20 protein-coding genes are annotated in these 22,121 nt (G+C 71.7%); 12 read left to right on the top strand and 8 right to left on the bottom strand.

What is annotated here, in order from left to right:
* The 4 genes from ACFE86_RS12715 to ACFE86_RS12700 form a co-directional block, all read left to right on the top strand.
* On the top strand, nucleotides 1-772 hold a 772-nt coding region (locus ACFE86_RS12715), incomplete at its 5' end, for a molybdopterin oxidoreductase family protein (RefSeq protein WP_375455695.1).
* Nucleotides 773-966: 194 nt separating this feature from the next.
* Nucleotides 967-1,260, top strand: coding sequence for a formate dehydrogenase subunit delta (locus ACFE86_RS12710; protein WP_375455694.1), 294 nt, complete (start codon nucleotides 967-969; stop codon nucleotides 1,258-1,260).
* A 156-nt stretch (nucleotides 1,261-1,416) separates the two neighbouring features.
* Nucleotides 1,417-3,072 (top strand): OFA family MFS transporter, encoded by a 1,656-nt coding sequence (locus ACFE86_RS12705; RefSeq protein ID WP_375455693.1) that lies wholly within the window; start codon nucleotides 1,417-1,419, stop codon nucleotides 3,070-3,072.
* Between the two features lie 49 nt (nucleotides 3,073-3,121).
* On the top strand, nucleotides 3,122-4,015 hold the full coding sequence (locus tag ACFE86_RS12700; RefSeq protein WP_375455692.1) for a LysR family transcriptional regulator: 894 nt from the start codon (nucleotides 3,122-3,124) through the stop codon (nucleotides 4,013-4,015).
* Between the two features lie 110 nt (nucleotides 4,016-4,125).
* Here the strand turns inward: ACFE86_RS12700 and ACFE86_RS12695 are convergent, their stop codons facing one another.
* The 5 genes from ACFE86_RS12695 to rnr all read right to left on the bottom strand — a co-directional run bounded on the left by ACFE86_RS12695 (nucleotide 4,126) and on the right by rnr (nucleotide 10,542).
* Nucleotides 4,126-6,147: an autotransporter domain-containing protein gene (locus tag ACFE86_RS12695; protein WP_375455691.1), complete on the bottom strand. Its 2,022-nt coding sequence runs from the start codon at nucleotides 6,145-6,147 to the stop codon at nucleotides 4,126-4,128.
* A gap of 530 nt (nucleotides 6,148-6,677) precedes the next feature.
* Nucleotides 6,678-6,845, bottom strand: a complete 168-nt coding sequence (gene rpmG / locus ACFE86_RS12690) for a 50S ribosomal protein L33 (RefSeq protein ID WP_147726819.1) — start codon at nucleotides 6,843-6,845, stop codon at nucleotides 6,678-6,680.
* Between the two features lie 195 nt (nucleotides 6,846-7,040).
* Complete coding sequence (locus ACFE86_RS12685; RefSeq protein ID WP_375455696.1) at nucleotides 7,041-7,757, bottom strand: NUDIX hydrolase; 717 nt, start codon at nucleotides 7,755-7,757, stop codon at nucleotides 7,041-7,043.
* Entirely contained in the window at nucleotides 7,741-8,205 is a 465-nt protein-coding gene (locus ACFE86_RS12680) for a DUF983 domain-containing protein (protein ID WP_375455690.1), read from the bottom strand. Before ACFE86_RS12680 ends, ACFE86_RS12685 begins: the two co-directional genes overlap by 17 nt.
* A gap of 24 nt (nucleotides 8,206-8,229) precedes the next feature.
* Nucleotides 8,230-10,542 (bottom strand): ribonuclease R, encoded by a 2,313-nt coding sequence (gene rnr / locus ACFE86_RS12675; RefSeq protein WP_375455689.1) that lies wholly within the window; start codon nucleotides 10,540-10,542, stop codon nucleotides 8,230-8,232.
* A gap of 508 nt (nucleotides 10,543-11,050) precedes the next feature.
* Here rnr and ACFE86_RS12670 point away from each other — a divergent pair.
* A complete protein-coding gene (locus tag ACFE86_RS12670; protein ID WP_375455688.1) occupies nucleotides 11,051-11,728 on the top strand; it encodes a TetR/AcrR family transcriptional regulator in 678 nt (225 codons plus the stop codon).
* Between the two features lie 70 nt (nucleotides 11,729-11,798).
* On the opposite strand, the gene ACFE86_RS12665 is transcribed toward ACFE86_RS12670, so the two are convergent.
* Entirely contained in the window at nucleotides 11,799-12,245 is a 447-nt protein-coding gene (locus ACFE86_RS12665; RefSeq protein WP_375455687.1) for a hypothetical protein, read from the bottom strand.
* Between the two features lie 112 nt (nucleotides 12,246-12,357).
* Nucleotides 12,358-13,575 carry a trans-sulfuration enzyme family protein gene (locus ACFE86_RS12660; RefSeq protein WP_375455686.1) on the bottom strand — a complete coding sequence of 406 codons (1,218 nt, stop codon included), beginning with the start codon at nucleotides 13,573-13,575 and terminating at the stop codon, nucleotides 12,358-12,360.
* A gap of 105 nt (nucleotides 13,576-13,680) precedes the next feature.
* On the opposite strand from ACFE86_RS12660, the gene ACFE86_RS12655 reads away from it, so the two are divergent.
* The 6 genes from ACFE86_RS12655 to ACFE86_RS12630 all read left to right on the top strand — a co-directional run bounded on the left by ACFE86_RS12655 (nucleotide 13,681) and on the right by ACFE86_RS12630 (nucleotide 20,225).
* Nucleotides 13,681-14,229 (top strand): TspO/MBR family protein, encoded by a 549-nt coding sequence (locus ACFE86_RS12655; protein WP_375455685.1) that lies wholly within the window; start codon nucleotides 13,681-13,683, stop codon nucleotides 14,227-14,229.
* Nucleotides 14,230-14,447: 218 nt separating this feature from the next.
* Nucleotides 14,448-15,344: a ferritin-like domain-containing protein gene (locus tag ACFE86_RS12650; protein ID WP_375455684.1), complete on the top strand. Its 897-nt coding sequence runs from the start codon at nucleotides 14,448-14,450 to the stop codon at nucleotides 15,342-15,344.
* 303 nt (nucleotides 15,345-15,647) lie between these two features.
* Nucleotides 15,648-16,058, top strand: a complete 411-nt coding sequence (locus ACFE86_RS12645; protein ID WP_375455683.1) for a helix-turn-helix domain-containing protein — start codon at nucleotides 15,648-15,650, stop codon at nucleotides 16,056-16,058.
* A gap of 195 nt (nucleotides 16,059-16,253) precedes the next feature.
* The gene (metK, locus tag ACFE86_RS12640; protein ID WP_375455682.1) at nucleotides 16,254-17,432 is read left to right on the top strand and encodes a methionine adenosyltransferase; all 1,179 of its coding nucleotides are present in this window, start codon (nucleotides 16,254-16,256) and stop codon (nucleotides 17,430-17,432) included.
* Nucleotides 17,433-17,632: 200 nt separating this feature from the next.
* Nucleotides 17,633-18,373: a tRNA (guanine(46)-N(7))-methyltransferase TrmB gene (locus ACFE86_RS12635; RefSeq protein ID WP_375455681.1), complete on the top strand. Its 741-nt coding sequence runs from the start codon at nucleotides 17,633-17,635 to the stop codon at nucleotides 18,371-18,373.
* A gap of 142 nt (nucleotides 18,374-18,515) precedes the next feature.
* Entirely contained in the window at nucleotides 18,516-20,225 is a 1,710-nt protein-coding gene (locus ACFE86_RS12630; protein WP_375455680.1) for an HWE histidine kinase domain-containing protein, read from the top strand.
* A 118-nt stretch (nucleotides 20,226-20,343) separates the two neighbouring features.
* Here ACFE86_RS12630 and ACFE86_RS12625 read toward each other — a convergent pair whose 3' ends face one another.
* Nucleotides 20,344-21,285: a hypothetical protein gene (locus tag ACFE86_RS12625; protein ID WP_375455679.1), complete on the bottom strand. Its 942-nt coding sequence runs from the start codon at nucleotides 21,283-21,285 to the stop codon at nucleotides 20,344-20,346.
* Nucleotides 21,286-21,597: 312 nt separating this feature from the next.
* Between ACFE86_RS12625 and ACFE86_RS12620 the strand changes: the two genes are divergently transcribed.
* The coding region (locus ACFE86_RS12620) for a superoxide dismutase (protein WP_375455678.1) at nucleotides 21,598-22,121 on the top strand (524 nt) is incomplete at its 3' end.

Raw genomic sequence — 22,121 nt, 5'->3', positions numbered from 1 at the left:
CACCTTCACCAACGCCGAGCGCCGCATCAGCCGCGTGCGCAAGGTGATGCCGCCGCTGGCCGGATACGGCGACTGGGAGGGTACGGTGCTGCTCTCCAAGGCGCTCGGTTACGAGATGAACTACACCCACCCGTCCGAGATCATGGACGAGATCGCAGCCCTCACGCCGAGCTTCGCCGGCGTCTCTTTCGCCAAGCTCGACGAACTCGGCTCGATCCAGTGGCCGTGCAACGACAAGGCGCCGATGGGCACGCCGATGATGCACGTCGATCGGTTCGTGCGGGGCCTGGGCCGCTTCATGATCACCGAGTTCGTGGCCACCGAGGAGCGCACGGGTGCCAAGTTCCCGCTGATCCTCACCACCGGCCGCATCCTGTCGCAGTACAATGTCGGCGCGCAGACGCGGCGCACCGAGAACTCGCGCTGGCACGAGGAGGACCTGCTGGAGATTCACCCGTTCGACGCGGAGCTGCGCGGCATCGTGGAGGGCGACCTCGTCTCCCTGGAGAGCCGCTCGGGCGACATCGCGCTGAAGGCCAGGATCACCGAGCGCATGCAGCCGGGCGTGGTCTACACCACGTTCCACCACGCCAAGACCGGCGCCAACGTCATCACCACCGACTTCTCGGACTGGGCCACCAACTGCCCCGAGTACAAGGTGACGGCGGTGCAGGTGCGGCGCACCAACCGCCCGTCCGACTGGCAGGCGCGGTTCTACGAGGAGGACTTCTCGCTGACCCGCATCGCACAACGGCTCGACGCGGCGGAGTGACAATGGGCACTGCCCTCCCCCTCTGCGGGGGAGGGTGGCCCGCGAGTCAAGTCGGGAGAGGGGAGCGCGTTGCTCGGATGCGGCGCTCCCTTCTCCCGACCCTCGCGTGAGCCGAGGCTTTCCCTCCCCCGCGGAGGGAGGAGGGAAACGCGTCGCCCGCGACTCCCTCGGGGACATGGTGAAAAAGGTTTTCGATGAGCGCGCTGACGAGCGACGAGAAGCTGGTGCGGATGGCCAACCAGATCGCCACCTTCTTCCGGTCCTACTCGGACGAGGAGGCAGTGTCGGGCATTCACAAGCACGTCGTTGCCTTCTGGACCCCGAAGATGGTGGCGAGCCTGAGGGCCTGCCTGCCGGCGATGGGCGAGCGGGTCGATCCCCTGGTGGTGCGGGCGATGCGTGAGGGGAAGACCGAGGCGGAGAGCCCGGTTCGTCCTGCGACGCGCAGTCCCCACACGCTCGGCGAGGGCGCGAGCGACGCCGGCTGAACCGAGGCGTATCGGTTCACGCCGTTTGTCATGGGATTTTGCGTCCCAGCGACCAAATGCCAGGCGCGCGCGGATAGTTTTCCGGCACGGCATTCTCTAACGCTCAACTTCGGAAACACGGCCCGTTGAAGCGGCCGGTCCCGGAGGATGTCGTTGATGAACTCGCGTGTTGCGGACCCGTCCTTCCCGGAAGCCACCGCGCCAAGCTGGCTGTCTCGGGAAAACATCGTCGCCAAAGCCGGGTTCAACCGTTGGCTCGTGCCGCCGGCGGCGCTGGCGATCCACCTCTGCATCGGCATGGCCTACGGCTTCTCGGTGTTCTGGCTGCCGCTCTCGCGGGCGATCGGCATCACCGCCGCGAAAGCCTGCCCCGACCTGACGCTGGCCGGCGCGCTCGTCACCACCACCTGCGACTGGCGGGTGGCCGATCTCGGCTGGATGTACACCCTGTTCTTCGTCTTCCTCGGCGCTTCCGCGGCCCTGTTCGGCGGCTGGCTCGAGCGCGCGGGGCCGCGCAAGGCCGGCCTCGCCGCGGCGTTGTGCTGGTGCGGCGGCATGATGATCTCGGCCGTCGGCATCATCACCCATCAGCTCTGGATGATGTGGCTCGGCTCCGGCGTCATCGGCGGCATCGGCCTGGGGCTCGGCTACATCTCGCCGGTCTCGACCCTGATCAAGTGGTTCCCCGACCGGCGCGGCATGGCGACCGGCATGGCGATCATGGGCTTCGGCGGCGGCGCGCTGATCGGCTCGCCGCTGGCCGCGATCCTCATGGATTGGTTCAAGACGCCGACCTCGGTGGGCGTGTGGCAGACCTTCCTGGTGATGGCGGCCGCCTACCTCGTGTTCATGACGGCCGGCGCGCTCGGCTACCGGGTGCCGCCGGCCGGATGGAAGCCCGAGGGATTTTCACCCGCGCCGGCCAAGACCGGGATGATCACCAACGGCCAAGTCCACCTCGACGACGCGCACAAGACCGTGCAGTTCTGGCTGATCTGGGCGGTGCTGTGCCTCAACGTCTCGGCCGGCATCGGCGTCATCGGCATCGCCTCGCCGATGCTGCAGGAGATCTTCGGCGGGCAACTCGTCGGCGCGCCGGGCGTCGGCTTCGCCGCCCTCGACGCGAGCCAGAAAGCGGGCGTCGCGGCGATCGCGGCCGGCTTCGTCGGGCTGCTGTCGCTGTTCAACATCGGCGGCCGCTTCTTCTGGGCCTCGATGTCGGACAAGCTTGGGCGCAAGACCACCTACGCGATCTTCTTCGCGCTCGGCATCGCGCTCTATGCCGGCGCGCCCTCCTTCGCGGCGGCCGGCTCGCAGGGGCTGTTCGTACTCTCGTTCTGCATCATCCTGTCGATGTACGGCGGCGGCTTCGCCACCGTGCCGGCGTACTTGGCCGACATCTTCGGCACGCAGTTCGTCGGCGCAATCCACGGCCGGCTGCTCACCGCGTGGTCGACCGCCGGCATCGTCGGGCCGGTGGTGGTCAACTACATCCGCCAAGCGCAGGTCGATGCCGGTGTCACCGGTTCGCAGCTCTACGACCGGACCATGTACATCCTCGCCGGCATGCTGGCGCTCGGCTTCGTCGCCAACCTCCTGGTCCGGCCGCTGAAGGCGCACCGGTTCATGTCGGACGAGGCCGTGGCGGCGCTGAGCACGAAGGGCGCGTCCGGCACGATCCCGTCGGGCTCCTTCGGCATCGGGCGCGGCGGGCTCGACGCGACGGCGCTCGCGGCCTGGGCCGTCGTCGGCATCCCGATCGCCTGGGGGGTGTGGACGACGCTCGCCAAGGCGCTGATCCTGTTCCGCTGAGCGCGGACGGGCACGGCCTCCCCGGTCCGGCACGGCCGGGGAGGCCGGCGTGATCGACAAGCTCGACTTCCTGCTCGCGCTCTCCCGCGAGCAGCATTTCGGCCGCGCCGCCGAGACCTGCGGCGTGACGCAGCAGACCCTGTCGGCCGGCGTCAAGCAGCTCGAGAACCGCTTCGGGGTGCAGCTCGTGCTGCGCGGCTCGCGCTTCCAGGGCTTCACCCCCGAGGGCGAGCGCGTGCTCGAATGGGGCCGGCGCATCGTCGCCGACGCCCGCGCGATGCACGAGGACGTGGCGGGCCTGCGCCGGGGCCTGACCGGCCACCTGCGCATCGCCGCGATCCCGACGGCGCTGCCGATGGTGGCCAACCTCACGACGCCCTACCGCGCCAAGCACCCGGACGTGCGCCTGACGGTGGAATCGACCACCTCGGCCGACATCTTCTCGCTGATCGAGAACCTGGAGGCCGATGCCGGCCTGACCTACCTCGACAACGAGCCGCTCGGCCGCGTCGTCTCGGTGCCGCTCTACCGCGAGCGGTACCGGCTGCTCACCGCCGCCGGCGGCCCCTACGACGACCGCGCCGCGGTGACCTGGGCGGAGATCGGCCGGCTGCCGCTGTGCCTGCTCACCCCCAACATGCAGAACCGCCGCATCATCGACCAGCAGATCCGCGACGCCGGCGGCGAGCCCGCGGCCTCGCTCGAATCGAACTCAATGATCGTGCTGATGACGCATGTGCGCACGCTCAAATGGGCGAGCGTGATGCCGGCGATCCTCGCCGATTCCCTCGGGCCGATGGACGGCGTCCGCGCGATCCCGATCGTCGCGCCGGAACTGGAGCACACGATCGGCCTCGTGGCGCCCCGCCGCGAGCCCTCGACGCCGATGATCGCGGCGCTGGTCGCCATCGCCCGGACGCTGGCCAAGACGCTTGACGCCTGAGCACCGGACGCGGAAACGCGGCGGCCCCGGCGAACGGGCGTTCGCCGGGGCCGGGAGGTTTGCGTCGCCGAGTCGCTCGGTCCTTGATGACTCTCAGTACTTGATGACTCTCAGTACTTGGCGATCACCGCGCGCGGCGGCGCGACCGGCGCCGGCGGATCGAAAGTGAAGCGGTAGTTCACGCCGACCTTGACGAGGTCGCCGGTGTGCTGGGCCTGGGTGAAGGCGATGTTGGCCGGCGTGAAGGCGTAAGCCTTCCGGTCGAGCTCGAAGTGCATGTACTCGGCCTTGGCCGACCAGTTCTTGGTGATCGCGTACTCGAAGCCGCCGCCGACCGTCCAGCCGGTGGAGAACGTCTTGACGTCGGAGCCGGCGAAGGTCGGCAGGTTGAACAACAGTGGGCGGTTGTTGAAGTTGTTCTGCTGCCGCTCGGATGTGTCGGCGAAGGCGGCGCCGCCCTTCACGTAGAACAGCGACCGCTCCATCGCGTAGCCGACCCGCGCGGTGGCCATGTAGAGGTCGTCGATGTTGGTCTGGCAGTTGAGGAAGTTGCCGCCGATACCGGTGGAGCAGCCGCGGCCGCCCCTGGCATTGGTGAAGCCGGCATCGCCCGCCACGCCGACGACGATGCGGTCGAACTGGTAATCCGCGCCGATCTGACCGCCGGCATAGACGCCGGCCGCGTGCGGGTCGGCCCGGTCGAGCACGTCGGAGAAGAAGGCAAACTGATCCTGTCGCGTCTGGCTCCACAAGCCGCCGACCGAGGCACCGGCGCTGAAGCCGGTCCAGTTGATGGGACCGTCGAAGGCCGCCAGGACCGGAGCGGAATCCTTGCTGATGAGGGCGCGGGCCGCGGCCTCCGGGTTGAACTGGTAACGCAGGCCGCCGCTGATGCCCCAGCCCTCGACGCGGTCGCCGGTGCGGTAGTCGCCGCGGACGTAGCCGAGCCAGCCGGTGTTCAGGATCTGGCCCGCGATGCCGGCCGAGAACTGGCCGTAGGTGCCGATGCGGTAGGTGCTCAGGCGGATGGTCGTGTCCAAAGGTGAGAGAATGGCATTACCGGCCGGCCCAGCGAGTGCTGAGCCGAGGCCGCCGAAATCCGTCGTGAGGTTCGACCGGACCGGTCCGGCGAACTCGTTGATGACGCTTGCGGTGAAGAACGGCTGCAGGGCGTAGCCGTCCACGATGACGTTCTTGCCGATGCGCACGCTGGCGCGAGCAAGGATGCTGTCGAAGTCCTGGATCTTCACCGAGGACGGCGCTGAGAAGCTGGGGCTCGTCGCGACGAGGAACTCGCCGCCGTTCTGGAAGCGGTCGACCTTGGCCTCGGCGTAGACGGCGCCGGCGGACGGCTCCACGAACCAGCCGTCGCTCAGCCCGAACTGATAGCCGACGTTGCCGGTGATGCTGAGGCTGCGTGCGTCGAGGCGCTGGTTGGTCAGCGTGTTGGTCGCGTCGTTGAGGATGCCCTGGAAGAAGTCCCAGCGCACCTGCCCGTCCGCGAAGAAGCTGCCCTTGGTGACGGCGCCGTAGAGCCCGACGAACGGAGTCTGGAAATCGGCCCGGAACGCGCTGTCCGAGCGGACCGACGACTCGGTGTAGCCCATGGTCACGCCGCCATGGATGTTGAAGCCGTTGATGTTGAGCCGCGAGATGTCGGCTCCGGTCTGGAAGCCGGCATAGTCTTGGAATGTGCGGACGTTGCAGGGATTGTTCTGCGGCGACGCGTTGAAGACGCTCGGGTTGAGCCCGTAGGCGCCGGGCGTCCGGGTATCGAAGGTGCCGCCGATGCCGCGCGCCCAGACGCCGCCGCCCTGAAGGTTCTCGGATGGGTTGGCGGGCGACCCGATGAAGCCCGAGGTCTGCGTGAGGAAGGCCGTGTTCTGGGTGGTCAGCACCGAGACGAGCGACTGGACGCCGGAGACCGTCGTCTGCGGCACGATTTGCGCTGAGCCGTTGATCAACTGGCCGTTGCCGCCGACCCCGCCAGACAGGCCAGCGCACTGCGCATGCGCGGCCGAGGCCGCCATCACCAGCAGCATCGCGGTGCCGCCGCGCAGGGCGGCCTTGCGGGCGAGGCGGCTTTGCACCGGCCGCTCGGTACGGTGCGATGCCTGCATCTCTGTCGTCATCAGTCTATTCCGTCCCCGGGCCGATCCAATCCACGCCGAGGCGATCGGGATCGGCCGATTCATCGGCGCCATACTGCCCATGTCCGGTACCGCACGGAAGTTGGAACACGGCCGTGCGCGGAGAGACTGCGCGAATGTGGTATGCGTGCCACATCCGATCGGTGGTTGCTGTTTTCGGCATGGAGTAACGCCGAAGAGTTCGTCCCCGCGCGGAGCGTAGATCCGCGACTAGGAATGCCGGGATCGGCGGCGGCGCAAGATGCGTCTTCGACGATCGGCTCAACGGCGGCTTGCGGGAGGCAGGACGGCGCGCGCGTCTTCATTACAACGGCCATGCGCGTGCCGTCCGGGCGGCCGGGCGGCCCGTTTCGACTGCGTATCCCGGGCGGGACATCGCTGGCGTCCGGCACGAAGCGCCTAGGCGGAGCCCGAGCCCGGCCCCACCCGCACCGGGAGAGTGGAACCCACGAAAAAGGCCGCCCCGGTCAGGGGCGGCCGCGCAGTCCGATCCGGGATGCCGGAGCGGAAACCTACTTGATCTTCGATTCCTTGAAGTCGACGTGCTTGCGCACGACGGGGTCGTACTTGCGCTGCGTCAGCTTCTCGGTCTGGGTGCGGGAGTTCTTCTTGGTGACGTAGAAGTAGCCCGTGTCGGCGGTGGAGACGAGCTTGATCTTGACGGTGACGGCCTTGGCCATGCGGGCGCTCCTGGGGCTTGCGGCATTCCGCATGCGCGAAACGCAAAAAGGGCCGGGCGTGGCCGGCCGAATACAGGCCGCGGCATGCCCGATCGGGCCGGCGGCGTCAAGGCTGCGGCGGCCTTCACGGGACCAGTGGGACGGCTCAGCGCGGGCCGCGCGGACCTCAGCCCGGCACCCCGCGCCGCGGCCCTGTCACAAGAAAACGCGCTCGCGGCGGCCGTGGCGTTCGTAGTGGAACGGGATCGGGCGGTGGGGCGCGAAACCGGCGGCGGCCTGCGCCTCCAGCTCGTCGAGGATCGCGCGGGTGATAGCCGGCAGGTCGAGTTTTCGCGCGGCCGCGAGGGTGAACCACGCCAGTTCTGTGAACTCGGCGCCCTCGCCGACCCGGCCCGGCGCCTCGGCGGCGACCGCGCGGCGGTCGGCCACGAAGAAGCGGGTGTCGAAGCGGCGCACGCGCTTGGGCGGGGTGATCGCGCGGGCGACGAGGTGCAGGGCTTCGAGGTCGGGCCGCACGCCGTGCGCCGCGAACGCCTCCCAGCCAGCGGGCACCGTCTCCGGCGGCCCGTAATCCCGGGTGCCGAGCAGGAGCCCGGTCTCCTCGAAGGTCTCGCGGATCGCGGCGAGCGCCAGCGCCCGGCCGAGATGGTGCGGCGGCCGGGTGACCCGGCGGACGAGCGCGGCCTCGGCGTAGGCGGGCAGCGCGCCCGCCACCGGCATGTGCCGGTCGCCGGGCTCGATCCGCCCGCCCGGGAACACGAACTTGCCCGGCATGAAGGCCAGCGCCGCGTTGCGCCGGCCCATCAGCAACCTCAACGCCCGCCCGCGGTGGTCGAGGACGATCAGGGTCGCGGCGTCGCGCGGGCGCAACGGCTTGCGGGCCCGCTCGGCGGGCTCAGGCCCGTCCGGCAGTGCCCGGAGCGCCTTCGAGGCGGGTTGAGTCAAGGCGCGCCTCCTCCGGCCCGGCTTCGGGCCGGCTCCCCGGTAGCGTGGCGAAGCCGTGCATGCCAAGGGCGTATTGCAGACCGACCACCGCGCCCTTGACCGGCTGGAGCAGCGCGAGGGCGAGCCCCGCCGTCACCGCCGGCCAGAAGCCGAGCTGGACCCACAGCGGCACGTCGTAGCGCAGCTCCGATTCGAGGATCAGGTAGCCGACGAGGTGGGCGACGACGAAGATCACCAGGTAGGGCGGCAGGTCGTCGGCGCGGTGGTGGTGCAGTTCGAGCCCGCAGACCGCGCAGTCCGGCCGCACCTTGAGGTAGCGACCGAAGATTTTTCCATGTCTGCAATGCGGGCAGCGGCCGAGGAAGCCGCGGGCCAGGGCGGGCGCGAGGCGGGTGCGGGGCTCGGTCTGTGTCATCGCCTCATCCTACACGCTCCCACCTCACCGGCGCGAGCCGCGGTGGCGCGTGCCGGCGTTGTGGATGCCGGGGGGGCGCCCGCTCGGGGCGGCCTTGAACGGGCGCTCGCCCCGCTCCTTGCCGCCGGCGGACTTCGTGCCGGCGCGCGTGCGGCCCTCGGAGAGCAGCTCGAACCGCAGCGCGCCCGCCACGGGCGCGGCCTCGACGAGCTTGACCTCGACCGTGTCGCCGAGGCGAAACGTCTCGCCGGTGCGCGCACCGACCAGCGCGTGGCGGCCCTCCTCGTGGCGGAAGTAGTCGGAGCCCAGTGTCGAGATCGGCACGAAGCCGTCCGCACCCGTCTGGCTAAGCTTGATGAACAGCCCGGCGCGCGTCACGCCGGCGATCTGCCCCGAAAACGTCGCCCCGACCCGGTCGGCGAGGTGGTGGGCGATCAGCCGGTCGATGGTCTCGCGCTCGGCCGCCATGGCGCGGCGCTCGGCGGCCGAGATCTGCTCGGCCGTCCGCGCGAGGTCGCCGGCCGCGACGTCCGGCGGCAGGCCGTCGGCGCCGAGCCGCCCGGCGGCGATCAGCGCCCGGTGGACGATGAGGTCGGCGTAGCGGCGGATCGGCGAGGTGAAGTGGGCGTAGCGGCGCAGGTTCAGCCCGAAATGGCCGAGGTTCTCCGACGCGTAGACGGCCTGCGCCTGGCTGCGCAGCACCACCTCGTTGATGAACAGCGCGTGCTCGGTGCCGGCCACGGCCGCGAGGATGCGGTTGAACAGGGCCGGGCGCAGGCTGCCCTCCTTCGGCAGCTTCATGCCGATCGAGGCCAGCACCTCTCCGAGCGCCCGCATCTTCTCGATCGCCGGCTCGTCGTGCACCCGGTAGATCAGCGCCTGGCGCGCGGCTTCCAGCGTCTCGGCCGCCGCGACGTTGGCCTGGATCATGAACTCCTCGATGAGCCGGTGGGCATCGAGCCGGTCCGGCACGATCACCCGGTCCACCGCGCCGTCCTCCGTCAGCAGCACCTTGCGCTCCGGGAGATCGAGCGCCAGCGGCCCGCGCCTGTCGCGCGCCTGGCGCAGCGCGGCGTAGGCGGCCCAGAGCGGGCGCAGCGCGCGCTCGAGGAGCGGCGCGGTCGCCGCGTCGCCGTGCCCGTCGATCGCGGCCTGCGCCTGCGCGTAGGAGAGTTTCGCGCATGAACGCATCATCACGCGGTGGAACGTGTGCTTGCGCTTGGTCCCGTCCGCCTGGATCACCATCCGCACCGCGAGCGCCGGGCGGTCCTCGCCCGCGCGCAGGGAACAGAGGTCGTTCGAGATGCGCTCGGGCAGCATCGGCACGACGCGGTCGGGGAAGTAGACCGAGTTGCCGCGCTCCAGCGCCTCGCGGTCGAGGCCGGAGCCGGGGCGGACGTAGGCGGCGACGTCGGCGATCGCCACGGTGACGACGAAGCCGCCGGGATTGGCCGGGTCGTCGTCGGCTTGCGCCATCACCGCGTCGTCGTGGTCCTTGGCATCGGGCGGGTCGATCGTCAGCAGCGGGCGCTCCCGCCAATCCTCGCGGCCCTTCAGGGCGACCGGCGCCGCCGCGTCGGCCTCGGCCAGGGTCGCTGCGGAGAACACGTGCGGGATGTGGTGCAGGTGCAGCGCGATCAGGCTCACCGCCTTCTCGGAGCCCAGGCTCCCGAGGCGCTCGCGCACCCGGCCGCGCGGCAGGCCGAAGCGGGTTTCGCGCTCCAGGGTGACGCTGACGAGGTCGCCCTCGCGGGCCTCGCCCTCCTCGCCCGGCGGGATCAGGATCTCACGGCCCTGCGATCGCTTCTCGACGGGCACGATGCGCCCGCCCTCGGCGCCCGCGCGGAACACGCCGATCACCTCGGCCTTGTTCCGGCCGATCACCTTGACGACGCGGCCGGTGTAGCGCCCGTCCGCGCCGTCGGGCTCGACCCGCAGCAGGGCGCGGTCGCCGATGCCGGGCGTCGCGCCCCTGGGCTTGCGGCCGCCGCGGGGCTGGCTCAGAACGATCGTCGGCGGCTTGCCGCAGCCCGCATCCCACTCGGCGGGAAAGGCGAGGAAGTCGCCGTCGCGGTCGCGCGCGCGGATGTCGGCGAGCACCACCGGCGGCAGGCGGCCCGCCTTCGACAGGCCGCCGCGCCCGCGTGCGATGTCCCCGTCCTCCTCGATTTCCCTGAGGATGCGCTTGAGGCCGATCTTGTCGGCGCCGCGGATGCCGAAGGCCTGCGCGATCTCGCGCTTGCCGACCTTGTCCGTTGCCTCACCGATGAAGGCGACGATCTGCTCGCGCGAGGGCAGGGCGGGTTCACCCGCCTGGGTGTCGATGCGTCTGGCCAAAGGCTGAGGCTCGCTCGCGCCGCAGGGGCGATGGTTTCATGGGTGATGGTTTTCCGGGGCGGACACGGCCGACGGCCGTGTCCGCCCACGGCGTCAACATGGTGCCGCCCCCGATCCGCGGCAACGCCCACGGCCCGCGCCCGGGGACCGCATCCCCCGGCCTCGGCGGCGGCGAGCGCGTCACCGCCGAGGGCCTGCGAGACGTCGGCGAGGACGACCGATCGGCCGTCAGGCTCCAGGCGGGTTTTCGTGGCTTCGCCCGCGAAGGCCCGCTTGGATCTTTTTGTTGGCGCATCGTTTTCGACCTCGGACCGCGGTCGAAAACGATGCCTGGGACGGACGAGAGCTTATCGATGGAAACGACCCCGTGGTCACGACCAGTGCCGCGACGTTATCGCGCCGTTCTCACTCCGGGTTACGTAATGTTATTCCATATCTGTTAGGTCGTCCCGATCGCGGTCGGCCCCGATGGGGCAGGGTCGCGGGACGCGGAGCGGACGGGGGACGCGTGGGCGCGGAGGGGAAGCCGGCCGCGCGCAAGCGGCGCCACCTGCCGGGGCCGGAGCGCGAACGGCAGATCGTCGAGGCGGCGACCCGCTTCTTCGCCGAGCACGGCTTCGAGGGCCAGACCCGGGAACTCGCCGCGCGCATCGGCATCACCCATTCGGCGATCTTCCGCTACTTCCCGACCAAGGAGGCCCTAATCGAGCGGGTCTACCACCGGGTCTTCGTCGCCCGCTGGAACCCGGATTGGGGGCCGCTACTCCGCGACAGGAGCCGGCCGCTGGAAGCCAGGCTGGTCCAGGTCTACCGGGAATACGCCGCGCGGATCTTCGACTACGACTGGGTGCGGATCTTCGTCTTCGCGGGCCTGCGCACGGTGGACGTAACGCCGCGCTACCTCGCCCTCCTGCGCGAGGCGCTGATCCTGCCGGTCTGCGCCGAGTTGCGCGCCGAAATCGGGCTGCCGCCGCCCGAGACGGTGCCGATCACTGAGCGCGAGATCGAGGCGGTCTGGGCGTTGCACGGCAAGGTGATCTACCTCGCGATGCGCCGCTACGTGTACGACCTGCCGACGCCGGCCGACGTCTCGGCCGTCGTCGCCGACGACGTGTTCGTGTTCATGCGCGGCGCGCCGGACCTGTTCCGCGCGATCCTCGCCGCGGGCACGGCATCGGCGCCCTGATCGTCCGGCGTCCGCGGTGCTTGCGCGGAGGTGACGGGACCGGGGCACCGGCGGCGGCGGCCCGGAACGGTCACTTCTTGTCCAGAACCTCGATCGGGTTGGTGCGCTGACTCGCCGGGGGCTCCTGCGTGAGGTTGCCCGCGTCGGATGCCCGGGGTGCCTCGCGGCCGCCGGCGCCGGACGTCTGCTGCGCGGGCACGGTGCCGCTCGCGAGTTCGAGGCAGGTCACCATCTCGACGTAGGAGGGGTAGCCGCCGGCCCTGAACTGGCCCTCGCACTGGCGTTTGGCCGCCGGCGTGTAGTCGCCCCACTTGCGCTCGGCCTCCTTCCGGGCCTCGCGCTCGGAGCGCAGGCACCCGTCCTCGTTGGCGTTGTCGCCGAGGCCGACATTGGCTTTGTTGGCCGACTTGCAGGTCGTCTCGATGTCGAGCTTCGGCACCGCGTCGGCGAAGGCCGGACCGGCCAGCAGGCCGAGGGCGGCGAGCGCGCGGGCGCCCGGCAAGGATCGTCTCGGCATGGGTCCGCTCACGGCTCTGCGGCGCGGGATGCGCGCCCGGGGGAAGGCTCGGGCACAACGCACGGAGACCGCCCCTGGGCCCCGCCGCCGCCGCAAGATTTCGGTGCGGCCGTCAGGCGTGTCCCGCGTGGGCTGCCCGGAGCGCCGCGTCGAGGTCCGAGAACAGGTCGTCCGGGTCCTCGATGCCGGTCGAGAGCCGCAGGAGGTCGGGCGGGCAGGGCGTGCCGGGCCCCTCCACCGAGGCGCGGTGCTCGATCAGGCTCTCGACGCCGCCGAGCGAGGTCGCGCGCTTCCACAGGGCGACGCGGGCCGCGGTGGCGACCGCCGCCGCCGCGCCGCCCCGCGTCCGGATCGAGAGCATGGCGCCGAAGCCGCCCGTCATCTGCCGCGCGGCGACGGCGTGGCCGGAATCGTCGGGCAGGCCGGGATAGAGCACCCGGGCGACGTGGGGGTGGCCGCGCAGGCGCAGGGCGAGGTCGATCGCGCCCGCGGCCTGCGCGGGCGCGCGCAGGTGCAGGGTCCGGAGCGAGCGCATCAGCAGGTAGGCCTCGAACGGCCCGAGGATCGCGCCGCCGCCCGCGCGGATCGCGCCGACCCGCGCCCAGAACGCGTCCGCCCGCGCGGTGGCGAGCACGCCGGCGACCACGTCGGAATGGCCGTTGAGGATCTTGGTGCCCGAATGCATCACGAGGTCGGCGCCGAGCGTCAGGGGCTTGGTGTGGAACGGCGAGGCGACGGTGGAATCGGCGGCCAGCCGGGCGCCGGCCGCGTGCGCGATGCCGGCGGCGGCGGCGATGTCGGTCACCGTCCAGAGCGGGTTGCCCGGCGTCTCGATCCAGACGAGCTTCGTCCGCCCCGGCCGCATCGCAGTGCGCAAGGCGTCGAGGTCGTCCATGGCGACGAAGTCGAGGTCGAGGCGGCGCCGGGGCGCCTCCTCGCCGAGCCACCGCTTGAGGCCCCAGTACATGACGACCGGCGCGACCACGTGGTCGCCGGGCTCCAGCGCCGAGAACACGGCGGTCGCCGCCGCCATGCCGGAGCCGAACAGCATCGCGGCGGGCGCCGCCTCCAGCATCGCCAGCACCGCTTCGGCCTGCCGCACCGTCGCGTTGTCGGGGCGCGCGTAGGAGAAGCCCGACGCGTAGCCGTTGTCCGCGTCGCGCACGAAGGTGGTCGAGACGTGCAGCGGCGCCACCACCGCGCGGGTCGCGGGGTCGACGTGGCCCAGCGCCTGGGCGGCGAGCGTCCGCGCCGCCCAGGCCGGGCGCGGTGGATTTTCCGGTCCCGGACCGGTATCGGCGGGTCGGTCCGGAGCGTCGGGGCGAGTCATGGCGGCATCCGCGGGCTGTCACACGGTTCGGACGGCCGCGCCTGACACGAACCGTGGCGGGACCGCAACCCGGGGGCCCGCCGAGCCGAGGAGCCGACGATCATCATGGCGCCCGCCAAACACGTCCCCGCCAAGCACCTCTCCGCCACCCGGGTCCCCGAAGGACCGGCCCTCCCGCCGTGGCTCCGCCTCGCCGTGGCGGTCCTGCCGGTGGGCGCGACCGGGCTCGTCGGGGCGCTGGCGACGCCGCCCGAGATCGCCGGGTGGTACGCGGGCTTGGCCAAGCCCGCCTTCAACCCGCCCAACGCCGCGTTTCCCATCGCCTGGGCGATCCTCGACGTGCTGATCGCCGTCTCGCTCTGGCGGCTCCTCGGCGCGCGGCCCCACACCGGCCCATCGCGAAACGGCTGGTGGCTCGCGCTCGCCGCCTTCGCGGTGCAGCTCGCGCTGAACGCCGCCTGGACGCCGGTGTTCTTCGGCCGGCACGCGGTCGGCGCGGGCCTCGCCGTGGTGGCGGCGCTCCTCGCGATGGTGCTCTGGACCATCCGGTTGACCTGGCGGGTCGATCGCCCCGCCGCGTGGCTGCTGGCGCCCTACGCCGCCTGGGTCGCCTTCGCCACGCTCCTCAACGCGGCGATCCTGCGCCTGAACTGAGCGGCCGCCCGGCTCGGAGGATCGCCGGTGTTTCAAATTTGAAACACCGGCCGGTTTCCCGACGGGCTGTCAACGGATTTTTCATATGTTAATGCAGCCCCGGGGTGCGCCTCCTAGGCTGCCGGCCCTGGACCACCGAGAACAGGGCGAGCAGCGTCATGGGCGAACACCTTCAATCTCCTCAGCGGTCTTCGACGCCGGAGGCGGTCCCCGAGGCGGTGGATCTCGGAACCTGTCGGCGCGCCTTCATCCAGGCGCTCGGCCTCGGCAGCGTCGGCGCGGCGATCCTCGGGGCGGCCGGACCGGACTCGGCGGCGGCGCAGGGGGCACCGGCCGACGTCACCGATCTCGACATCGTCACCTTCGCCCTGAACTTCGAGTATCTCGGGGCCGAGTTCTACCTGCGCTCGGTCAACGGCCAGGGCCTCAAGGCAGCCGACATCGACGGCGTCGGCGGGATCGGGACGGTCAACGGCGGGCGCCAGGTGCCGTTTTCGGACACGCTCGTGCGCAAGCTCGCCTTCGAGCTCGCGGCCGACGAGGAGGCCCACGTCCGCACCCTGCGCGCCGGGCTGCCGGATGCGAGCCGGATCGGGCGGCCGCAGCTCGATCTCGACTTCGCCTTCACCTTCGCCGCGCGCTCGGCCGGCCTCGTCGGACCCGGCGACCGGTTCGACGTCTACGCGAGCGACGACACCTTCCTGCTCGGCGCGTTCCTGCTGGAGGACGTGTGCGTCACGGCCCTGATCGGCAGCGCTCCCCTGATCAGGGACAAGGCCAACCTGATGGTGGCCGCCGGCTTCCTCGGCACCGAAGCCTACCAAGCCGGCGCGATCCGCACGCTGCTCTACACCCGCGGGCTGATCAACCAGGCCAACGCCATCTCGAACGCGCGCGACGCGCTCGACGGCAACACCGATCTCGACCAGGGCATCAGCGGCGACCAATCCGCCACGCCGGGCTTCAGCCGGACCGACGCCAACCTCGTCCCGGCCGACCGCAACAGCCTCGCCTTCGCCCGGACGCCCGGCCAGGTGCTCAACATCGCCTACCTCAACACGACGCAGAGCCCCGGCGGCTTCTTCCCGCAGGGGCTGCGCGGCCGGCTGCGCTAGAGCGCACTCCGACGAAGTGGCTACCGGTTCGTCGTGAAAGCGCGCGTCAAAACAAGGACCTAGAGCCGTGCCCGACCCAACGTGGTCGGGCACGGCTCTAGGTGTGAGCTTTCCCGATCCCCGCGGCGGACCTCCGCCCGTGGGGTGCACCGGCGCGACGGGGCGGCGCGCACGCCCGGATCGACCGCATTTTCCCTCCGGGCATGGTCGTGACAACGTCGCGGCCGACGGTTAAGCTTTCGCCGGCGCGGTTGCGGGCACCCGATCGCCGCGTGACCCGGAGGCGCGTGCGCGAGAGGATCGATGGCAGGCCAGAAGACCGATCAACGCGATGTCTATGTCGGGCAGCGCATCGCGGAGCAGCGGCGCAAGGCGTCCCTGACGCAGCGGCGCGTCGCCCAGAGCTTCGGGATGTCGGCGGCCCAGCTCCAGAAATACGAGAAGGGCACCAACCGCATCAGTGCGGTCCATCTCGACATCTTCTCGCGCATGACCGGCGTGCCCCTCGACCACTTCTTCAACGGCATGCCCCGCCTCGACGACCTCCCCGCGGACGGGTTCGGCGAGGACCGGCAACGGCCCTATCTCGACGGCGGCGACTGGAAGGGGCTGGCCGACGTGGTCGCCCGCCACGTCACCGAGCATTTCTCGGACGGGGCCCGGCGCGACCTCGCCGCGGCGGTGCAGGCGCTGGACCGCAAGCTGAACGGCTGACGGCCGTCATCGACCAAGCCGGACGGAGGCGACGGCGCGCCGGGAAGCTTCCGCTCTAACGTCCGCTTCGTACGATATAAAGGAAGCGTTCGGCATTTCACCTTGACCGTGCCGGGTGCCGATGCGAGAACCCCGGCCTTCGACCGGGTCAAGCGCCGCGATCAGGAGGGCGCGCCCGACAACCGGGGGCCTGCGATGCCGCGTTCCGACTACCTCTTCACCAGTGAATCCGTCTCCGAGGGCCACCCCGACAAGGTGAGCGACCGGATCTCGGACACCGTGGTCGACGCCTACATCGCCGCGATGCCCGAAGCGCGGCTCGGCGTCGAGACGCTGACGACGACGAACCGCGTCGTCATCGCCGGCGAGGTGCGCGGACCCGATTCGGTGACCTTCAAGGACCTGGAGGACCTGACCCGCGCCGCCGTGAAGGACATCGGCTACGAGCAGGCGGGCTTCCACTGGAAGAACAACGAGGTCGCGATCTACCTGCACGCGCAGTCCGCCGACATCGCGCAAGGGGTGGACGCGGCCGGCAACAAGGACGAGGGCGCGGGCGACCAGGGCATCATGTTCGGCTACGCCGCCGACGAGACCCCGGAACTGATGCCGGCGCCGCTGTTCTACGCCCACCGCATCCTCAAGGACCTCGCCGAGGCGCGCAAGGCCGGCACGGGCGATGCCGCCAAGCTCGGCCCCGACGCCAAGAGCCAAGTCACGGTGCGCTACGCCAACGGGCGGCCCGTCGAGGCGACGCAGATCGTGCTCTCGACCCAGCACCTCGACGAGTCCCTCGATTCCGCCGACGTGCGCGCCATCGTCGAGCCCTACATCCGCGCGGCTTTGCCCGAGGGCTGGATCAACCCGGGCACCGTCTGGCACGTCAACCCGACCGGCAAGTTCGTGATCGGCGGCCCCGACGGCGATTGCGGGCTGACCGGCCGCAAGATCATCGTCGACACCTACGGCGGCGCGTCGCCGCACGGCGGCGGCGCGTTCTCGGGCAAGGACCCGACCAAGGTCGACCGCTCGGCGGCCTACGCGGCGCGGTACCTTGCCAAGAACGTCGTCGCGGCGGGGCTGGCCTCCCGCGCCACGATCCAGCTCGCCTACGCGATCGGCGTGGCCAAGCCGCTGTCGATCTACGTGGACCTGCACGGCACCGGCCACGTCGACGAGGCCAAGCTCGAGGGCGTGCTGATGGACGCGCTCGACCTCTCGCCCCGCGGCATCCGTCTCGCGCTCGGCCTCAACAAGCCGATCTACGCGCGCACCGCGGCCTACGGCCATTTCGGCCGCGCCCCGGAGGCCGACGGCGGCTTCTCGTGGGAGCGCATCGATCTCGCCGACAAGCTCAAGTCGGCGCTGGCCTGAGGTTTAAGTCGAAAGGCGCGGGTCTTCCCTCTCCCCCTCTGCGGGGGAGGATGGCCCGCGAGCTAAGTCGGGAGAGGGGAGCGCGTTGTCCGGATACGGCGCTCCCCTCTCCCGACCCTCGCGTGAGCCGAGGCCCACCCTCCCCCGCAAAGGGGGGAGGGGGTGCCGCGTCCGATCACCTCAGTAGATCGAGCCGGGACGTGTCCGAAACGAGTCCCCCTCCGGCTGAGGGCGCCGTCGAGCCCATCGAGCGCGCCTTCTTCGGCCGGCGCAAGGGCAAGCGCCTGCGCGGCCTGCAGGAGCAGCGCCTCGCCGAGATGCTGCCGCGGCTGCGGGTGGACGTGCCGGCCGGCGGCGCCCGCCTCGACCCGGCGACGCTGTTTCCGGATATCGGACAGGCACCGAAAGCGATCTGGCTGGAGATCGGCTTCGGCGGCGGCGAGCACCTGGCCGCGCAGGCCGCCGCCCACCCGGAGGTCGGGATCGTCGGGGCCGAGCCCTTCGTCAACGGCGTCGCCAAGCTGCTGCGGGCGATCGACGAGGGCGGGTTGCGCAACGTCCGCATCCGCGACGCGGACGTGACGGCGCTGCTGTCCGCCCTGCCGGACGCGTGCCTGGAGCGGGTCTACCTGCTCTATCCCGATCCGTGGCCGAAGCGCCGCCAGCGCAAGCGCCGCTTCGTCTCAGACGAATCGCTCGCCGAGATCGCCCGCGTGCTGAAGCCCGGCGGGCTATTCCGCTTCGCCAGCGACATCGACGACTATGCCGGCTGGACGCTGGTGCGCGCCGCCCGCTGCCCCGGCCTTCGCTGGACGGCCACGAGCGCCGCCGACTGGACGCGGCCCTATCCCGGCTGGCCCGGCACCCGCTACGAGGCGAAGGCGCGCGCGGCCGGGCGCCGGCCGACCTATCTCGAATTCGCGCGGATCGGATCGACTTAGCTGTTGCCGGCGCCCCCGGAGGGCGTGCGCGCCTTGCCCCGGTCACGCTTGGGGCCCATCCTGGGTGTGCTCTCGGCCCGCCGCGGCAGCGGCGGACGACTCAAGCTTCCGGTAGGCGCCATCGCGCGTTCGAGGGGACGCAGTGACCGACAGGGACGATCATGGCCCGGGCGACCTGCGCCACGCGGCCTTCGAGGCGGCCGCCATCGGGCTGGCCGTGCTCTCGCCCGACGGAGCCTTCGTCCGCGCGGCCAACCCCGCCCTCTGCGCCCTGCTCGGCCATGCCCTGGGGGGACTTGCCGGCCGCCCCGTCCTCGACCTCGTCGGCGCGGGCGAAGGGCTCGCCGACGGCATCCGCCCGTGGCTGCGCGCCGACGGCCGCCCGGTCGAGGTGCGGGTGCGCCGCTCCGGCCCCGGCGGCGGCATCCTCGTCGTCGAGGCGGTCGATGCCGACGAGGCCGCGCGCTCCGACGAGAACCGCGAGGCGCTGGTCGCGGCGGGGCTGGGCGAATGGCGCTGGGAGCGCGCCACCGGCCGCCTCGTGCTGTCGCGCCGCGCCGCGCAGATCCTCGGCCATCCGCCGGGCTCGTCGGCGACCTGGGACATGCTGCGCGCGGGGCTGGCCGAGGGCGAGCCCGAGCGCGTGCGGGCCGTGGTGCGCGCCGCGATGGCGCGCGACGGCGCCTACGGCTTCGAGTGCCGCCTGACGCGGGAGGCGGACGGGCGCGAGGTGATCGTCGGCGTGCGCGGGCGCCCCGTCCGCGGGCCGGACGGAATGCCCGTCGGCATGGTCGGGGTGGTGCAGGACGTCACCACCCGGGTCGAGGCGCGCGACGGGCTCGCCGCCCGCGACCAGCGCCTGCGGGTCGCGACGACGGTCGCCCGGCTCGGGATCTTCGAGTGGCACATGCTCGAGGACCAGGCGATCTGGGAGAACGAGCGGATGTTCGAGATCTTCGGGCGGGCGCCCGAGGACGGCACCATCGGCAAGACCGAGTTCCTCGGCGACACCCTCCATCCCGACGACCGGGCGGCGGTGCGCACGGCGATCTCGACGGCCTTGCGCGACGACGCGATCCTGCACACCACCGGCCGCATCCGCCGCGGCGACGGCGCGTGGCGGACGATCGATCTCGCCGGCCGCTTCGAGCGCGACGCGCCCAACCGCCTGCCGCGCCGGCTGATCGGCGTCGTCGCCGACGTGACCGACCAGCGGGTGGCCGAGGAGCGGCAGGCGCTGCTGATCCGCGAACTGCACCACCGGGTGAAGAACACGCTGGCGACCGTGCAGGCGATCGTCGGCTCGACGGCGCGCACGGCATCCAGCATCGACAGCTTCTACGAAGCCTTCGTCGGCCGCATCAAGTCGCTCGCCCACACCCATTCGGTGCTCACCGAGGCGACGTGGCAGACGGCGGACCTGCGCACCCTGCTGCTCAGCGAATTGCGGCCCTACGCCGAGACGGACGCGGACGGCGAATCCATCGAAGGCCGCATCGTGCTCGACGGGCCGGACACCGCGCTCGCCTCCGAGATCGCGGTGCCGATCGGCATGGCGATCCACGAACTCACCACCAACGCCGCCAAGTACGGCGCGCTGTCGAACCGGCGCGGGCGGATCGCGGTGTCCTGGGCGCTGCTGCCCGGAGGCCCGGCCGGGATGCTGCGCTTCGCGTGGCGCGAGAGCGGCGGCCCCGCGGTGGAGCCGCCCCGCCGCCAGGGCTTCGGCTCCCGCCTGCTCCAGCGCGTGCTGACCACGCAGGTCCAGGCCGAGGTCGAGACGCTCTACGCCCCCGACGGCTTCGTGCTGACGATGCTCGCCCCGCTGCGCGCCCGCGACCGGTCGGCGTGAGGCGGTGGCGGACAAGATGCCCGCGCCGCCGGGAGCGGGTTCGCTTGCGGCGCCCCGGAACGACGGCGGGGACGGATCGTGCGGGATACCCGATCGACCCCGCCGACCGTGCAAACGGTCACGCGGCGCCGCGGGCGCCGGACTCGCCGCCGGCTTCCACGAAGGCCTTCAGTTCGTCGAGGGAGACGAAGGTGAAGCGGCCCTGCGGCGTCTCCGCCTCGATCGCGCCGTCGGCGAACATCACGTAGGTGTTGCCGCCCGACGCGTAGCGGCCGACGACCTCGCGCGCCGCGGGTTCGGCTTGCGTCTCGGGCGCCGGCGCGGCGTCGAGGCTCGGGCGCAGGGTCGGCGGCCCGGAGAAGACGGAGGCCCCGGAGGGGGCCGGCGCCGCGGGGGCCGCGAACAGGTCGTCCTCCGGCGCGAGGCCGGCGACGGGCTCCGGCGCCCGGGGTTCGGGCTCGGGCACCGGCCCGGGCGGCGTGAGGCCCGGCAGCGGCAGTTCCGGCTCGCGCGGCTCCGGTACCGTCCCGGCGGGCGGCGCGGACGCCGCCGGCTCCTCAGCCTCGGGCTCCCCGGCGGCGGGCTCCGCGAAGGCCGGCCCGGTGCGGCTCTGCCCGCCGAGCAGGGCCGCTTCCGGGCCGGGGGCGAGCAGGCCCGGCAGCGTCGGGCGGACGGGGAGCGCCAGGGCGCCGGGGGCCGGATCGGGATGCGGCCACGCGCTCGGCGCCCGGTCGGCGGCGCGCGGGGCGGGGGACACCGAAGCCGGCATGGCAAGGGGGGTGGAAGAGGGATTGGAAGGGCGCGCGGACGCCGGCACCCCGTCCGCCGCCGGGCCGCCGGCATCGGCGATCCGGCCGGCGGCGAGGGCGCGCTCGACGCGCCGCAGGCCGGCGGCGACCACGCCGAGGCCGGCCACCACCGTCCCCCCCGCCGCGACGCTCGCCCCGGCGATCACCATGGCGAGCCCGCTCTCCAGGCGGACGAAGGGGAAACCCTGGATCACGGCGGCGATGCCGCCGACCACCATGGCGGCACTGAGCGCGAACAGCGCGACGATCATGGAACGACTCAAGGCTCCGGGCCGGATGCGGATGCGCCCGTAGTAAGACCTTGGCCGTGTTTTGCAAAACCGCGGCGGGGCGCGCCCTCAAGGTTTTGTGTGTGATCGCATTTTCTTCACGCGAGCCGGCATCCACCGCGCTGGAAAATGCCCTGGGCCGGGCACGGCGGCGGTTTCGTCAAGGCCCGCACGGCCCCCACGTTGCCGCGGTGATGGCACCGACTTACCTACCGGGCCGTTGCCCCGTCGAGCGCGGTGCGCGGCCGATGGCTGCGCGCCCGTCCCTACGCCCTCGACAAGACGGAGAATGACATGACCTTCACCCTGCCGGACCTGCCCTACGCCCACGACGCGCTGGGCCCGTACATGTCGAAGGAAACCCTCGAGTTCCACCACGACAAGCACCACAAGGCCTACGTCGACACCGGCAACAAGCTGCTCGAAGGCACGGGGCTGGAAGGCAAGAGCGTCGAGGAGGTGGTGATGGCCGCCTACGGCACCAACCAGCCGCTGTTCAACAACGCCGGGCAGCACTACAACCACACCCACTTCTGGCAGTGGATGAAGCCCAACGGCGGCGGCGCGATCCCCGGCGCGATCGCGAGCAAGATCGACGAGGACCTCGGCGGCGCGGAGAAGTTCAAGGCGGACTTCATCCAGGCGGGCGTCGGCCAGTTCGGCTCCGGCTGGGCGTGGCTCGCGGTCAAGGACGGCAAGCTCGCGATCCTCAAGACGCCCAACGGCGAGAACCCGCTGGTGCACGGCGCCAAGCCGATCCTCGGCGTCGACGTGTGGGAGCATTCCTACTACATCGACTACCGCAACCGCCGCCCCGA

It is taken from the genome of uncultured Methylobacterium sp. (genome assembly GCF_964244095.1).
Lineage (GTDB): Bacteria > Pseudomonadota > Alphaproteobacteria > Rhizobiales > Beijerinckiaceae > Methylobacterium.
This window is presented reverse-complemented; position numbering and strand designations above follow the sequence as displayed.

Coding starts and splice junctions, on each gene's coding strand:
- ACFE86_RS12710 (WP_375455694.1), top strand. CDS start 967: ATGAGCGCGCTGACGAGCGACGAGAAGCTGGTGCGGATGGCCAACCAG.
- ACFE86_RS12705 (WP_375455693.1), top strand. CDS start 1,417: ATGAACTCGCGTGTTGCGGACCCGTCCTTCCCGGAAGCCACCGCGCCA.
- ACFE86_RS12695 (WP_375455691.1), bottom strand. CDS start 6,147: ATGACGACAGAGATGCAGGCATCGCACCGTACCGAGCGGCCGGTGCAA.
- rpmG (WP_147726819.1), bottom strand. CDS start 6,845: ATGGCCAAGGCCGTCACCGTCAAGATCAAGCTCGTCTCCACCGCCGAC.
- ACFE86_RS12680 (WP_375455690.1), bottom strand. CDS start 8,205: ATGACACAGACCGAGCCCCGCACCCGCCTCGCGCCCGCCCTGGCCCGC.
- ACFE86_RS12665 (WP_375455687.1), bottom strand. CDS start 12,245: ATGCCGAGACGATCCTTGCCGGGCGCCCGCGCGCTCGCCGCCCTCGGC.
- ACFE86_RS12660 (WP_375455686.1), bottom strand. CDS start 13,575: ATGACTCGCCCCGACGCTCCGGACCGACCCGCCGATACCGGTCCGGGA.
- ACFE86_RS12655 (WP_375455685.1), top strand. CDS start 13,681: ATGGCGCCCGCCAAACACGTCCCCGCCAAGCACCTCTCCGCCACCCGG.
- ACFE86_RS12645 (WP_375455683.1), top strand. CDS start 15,648: ATGGCAGGCCAGAAGACCGATCAACGCGATGTCTATGTCGGGCAGCGC.
- metK (WP_375455682.1), top strand. CDS start 16,254: ATGCCGCGTTCCGACTACCTCTTCACCAGTGAATCCGTCTCCGAGGGC.
- ACFE86_RS12625 (WP_375455679.1), bottom strand. CDS start 21,285: ATGATCGTCGCGCTGTTCGCGCTCAGTGCCGCCATGGTGGTCGGCGGC.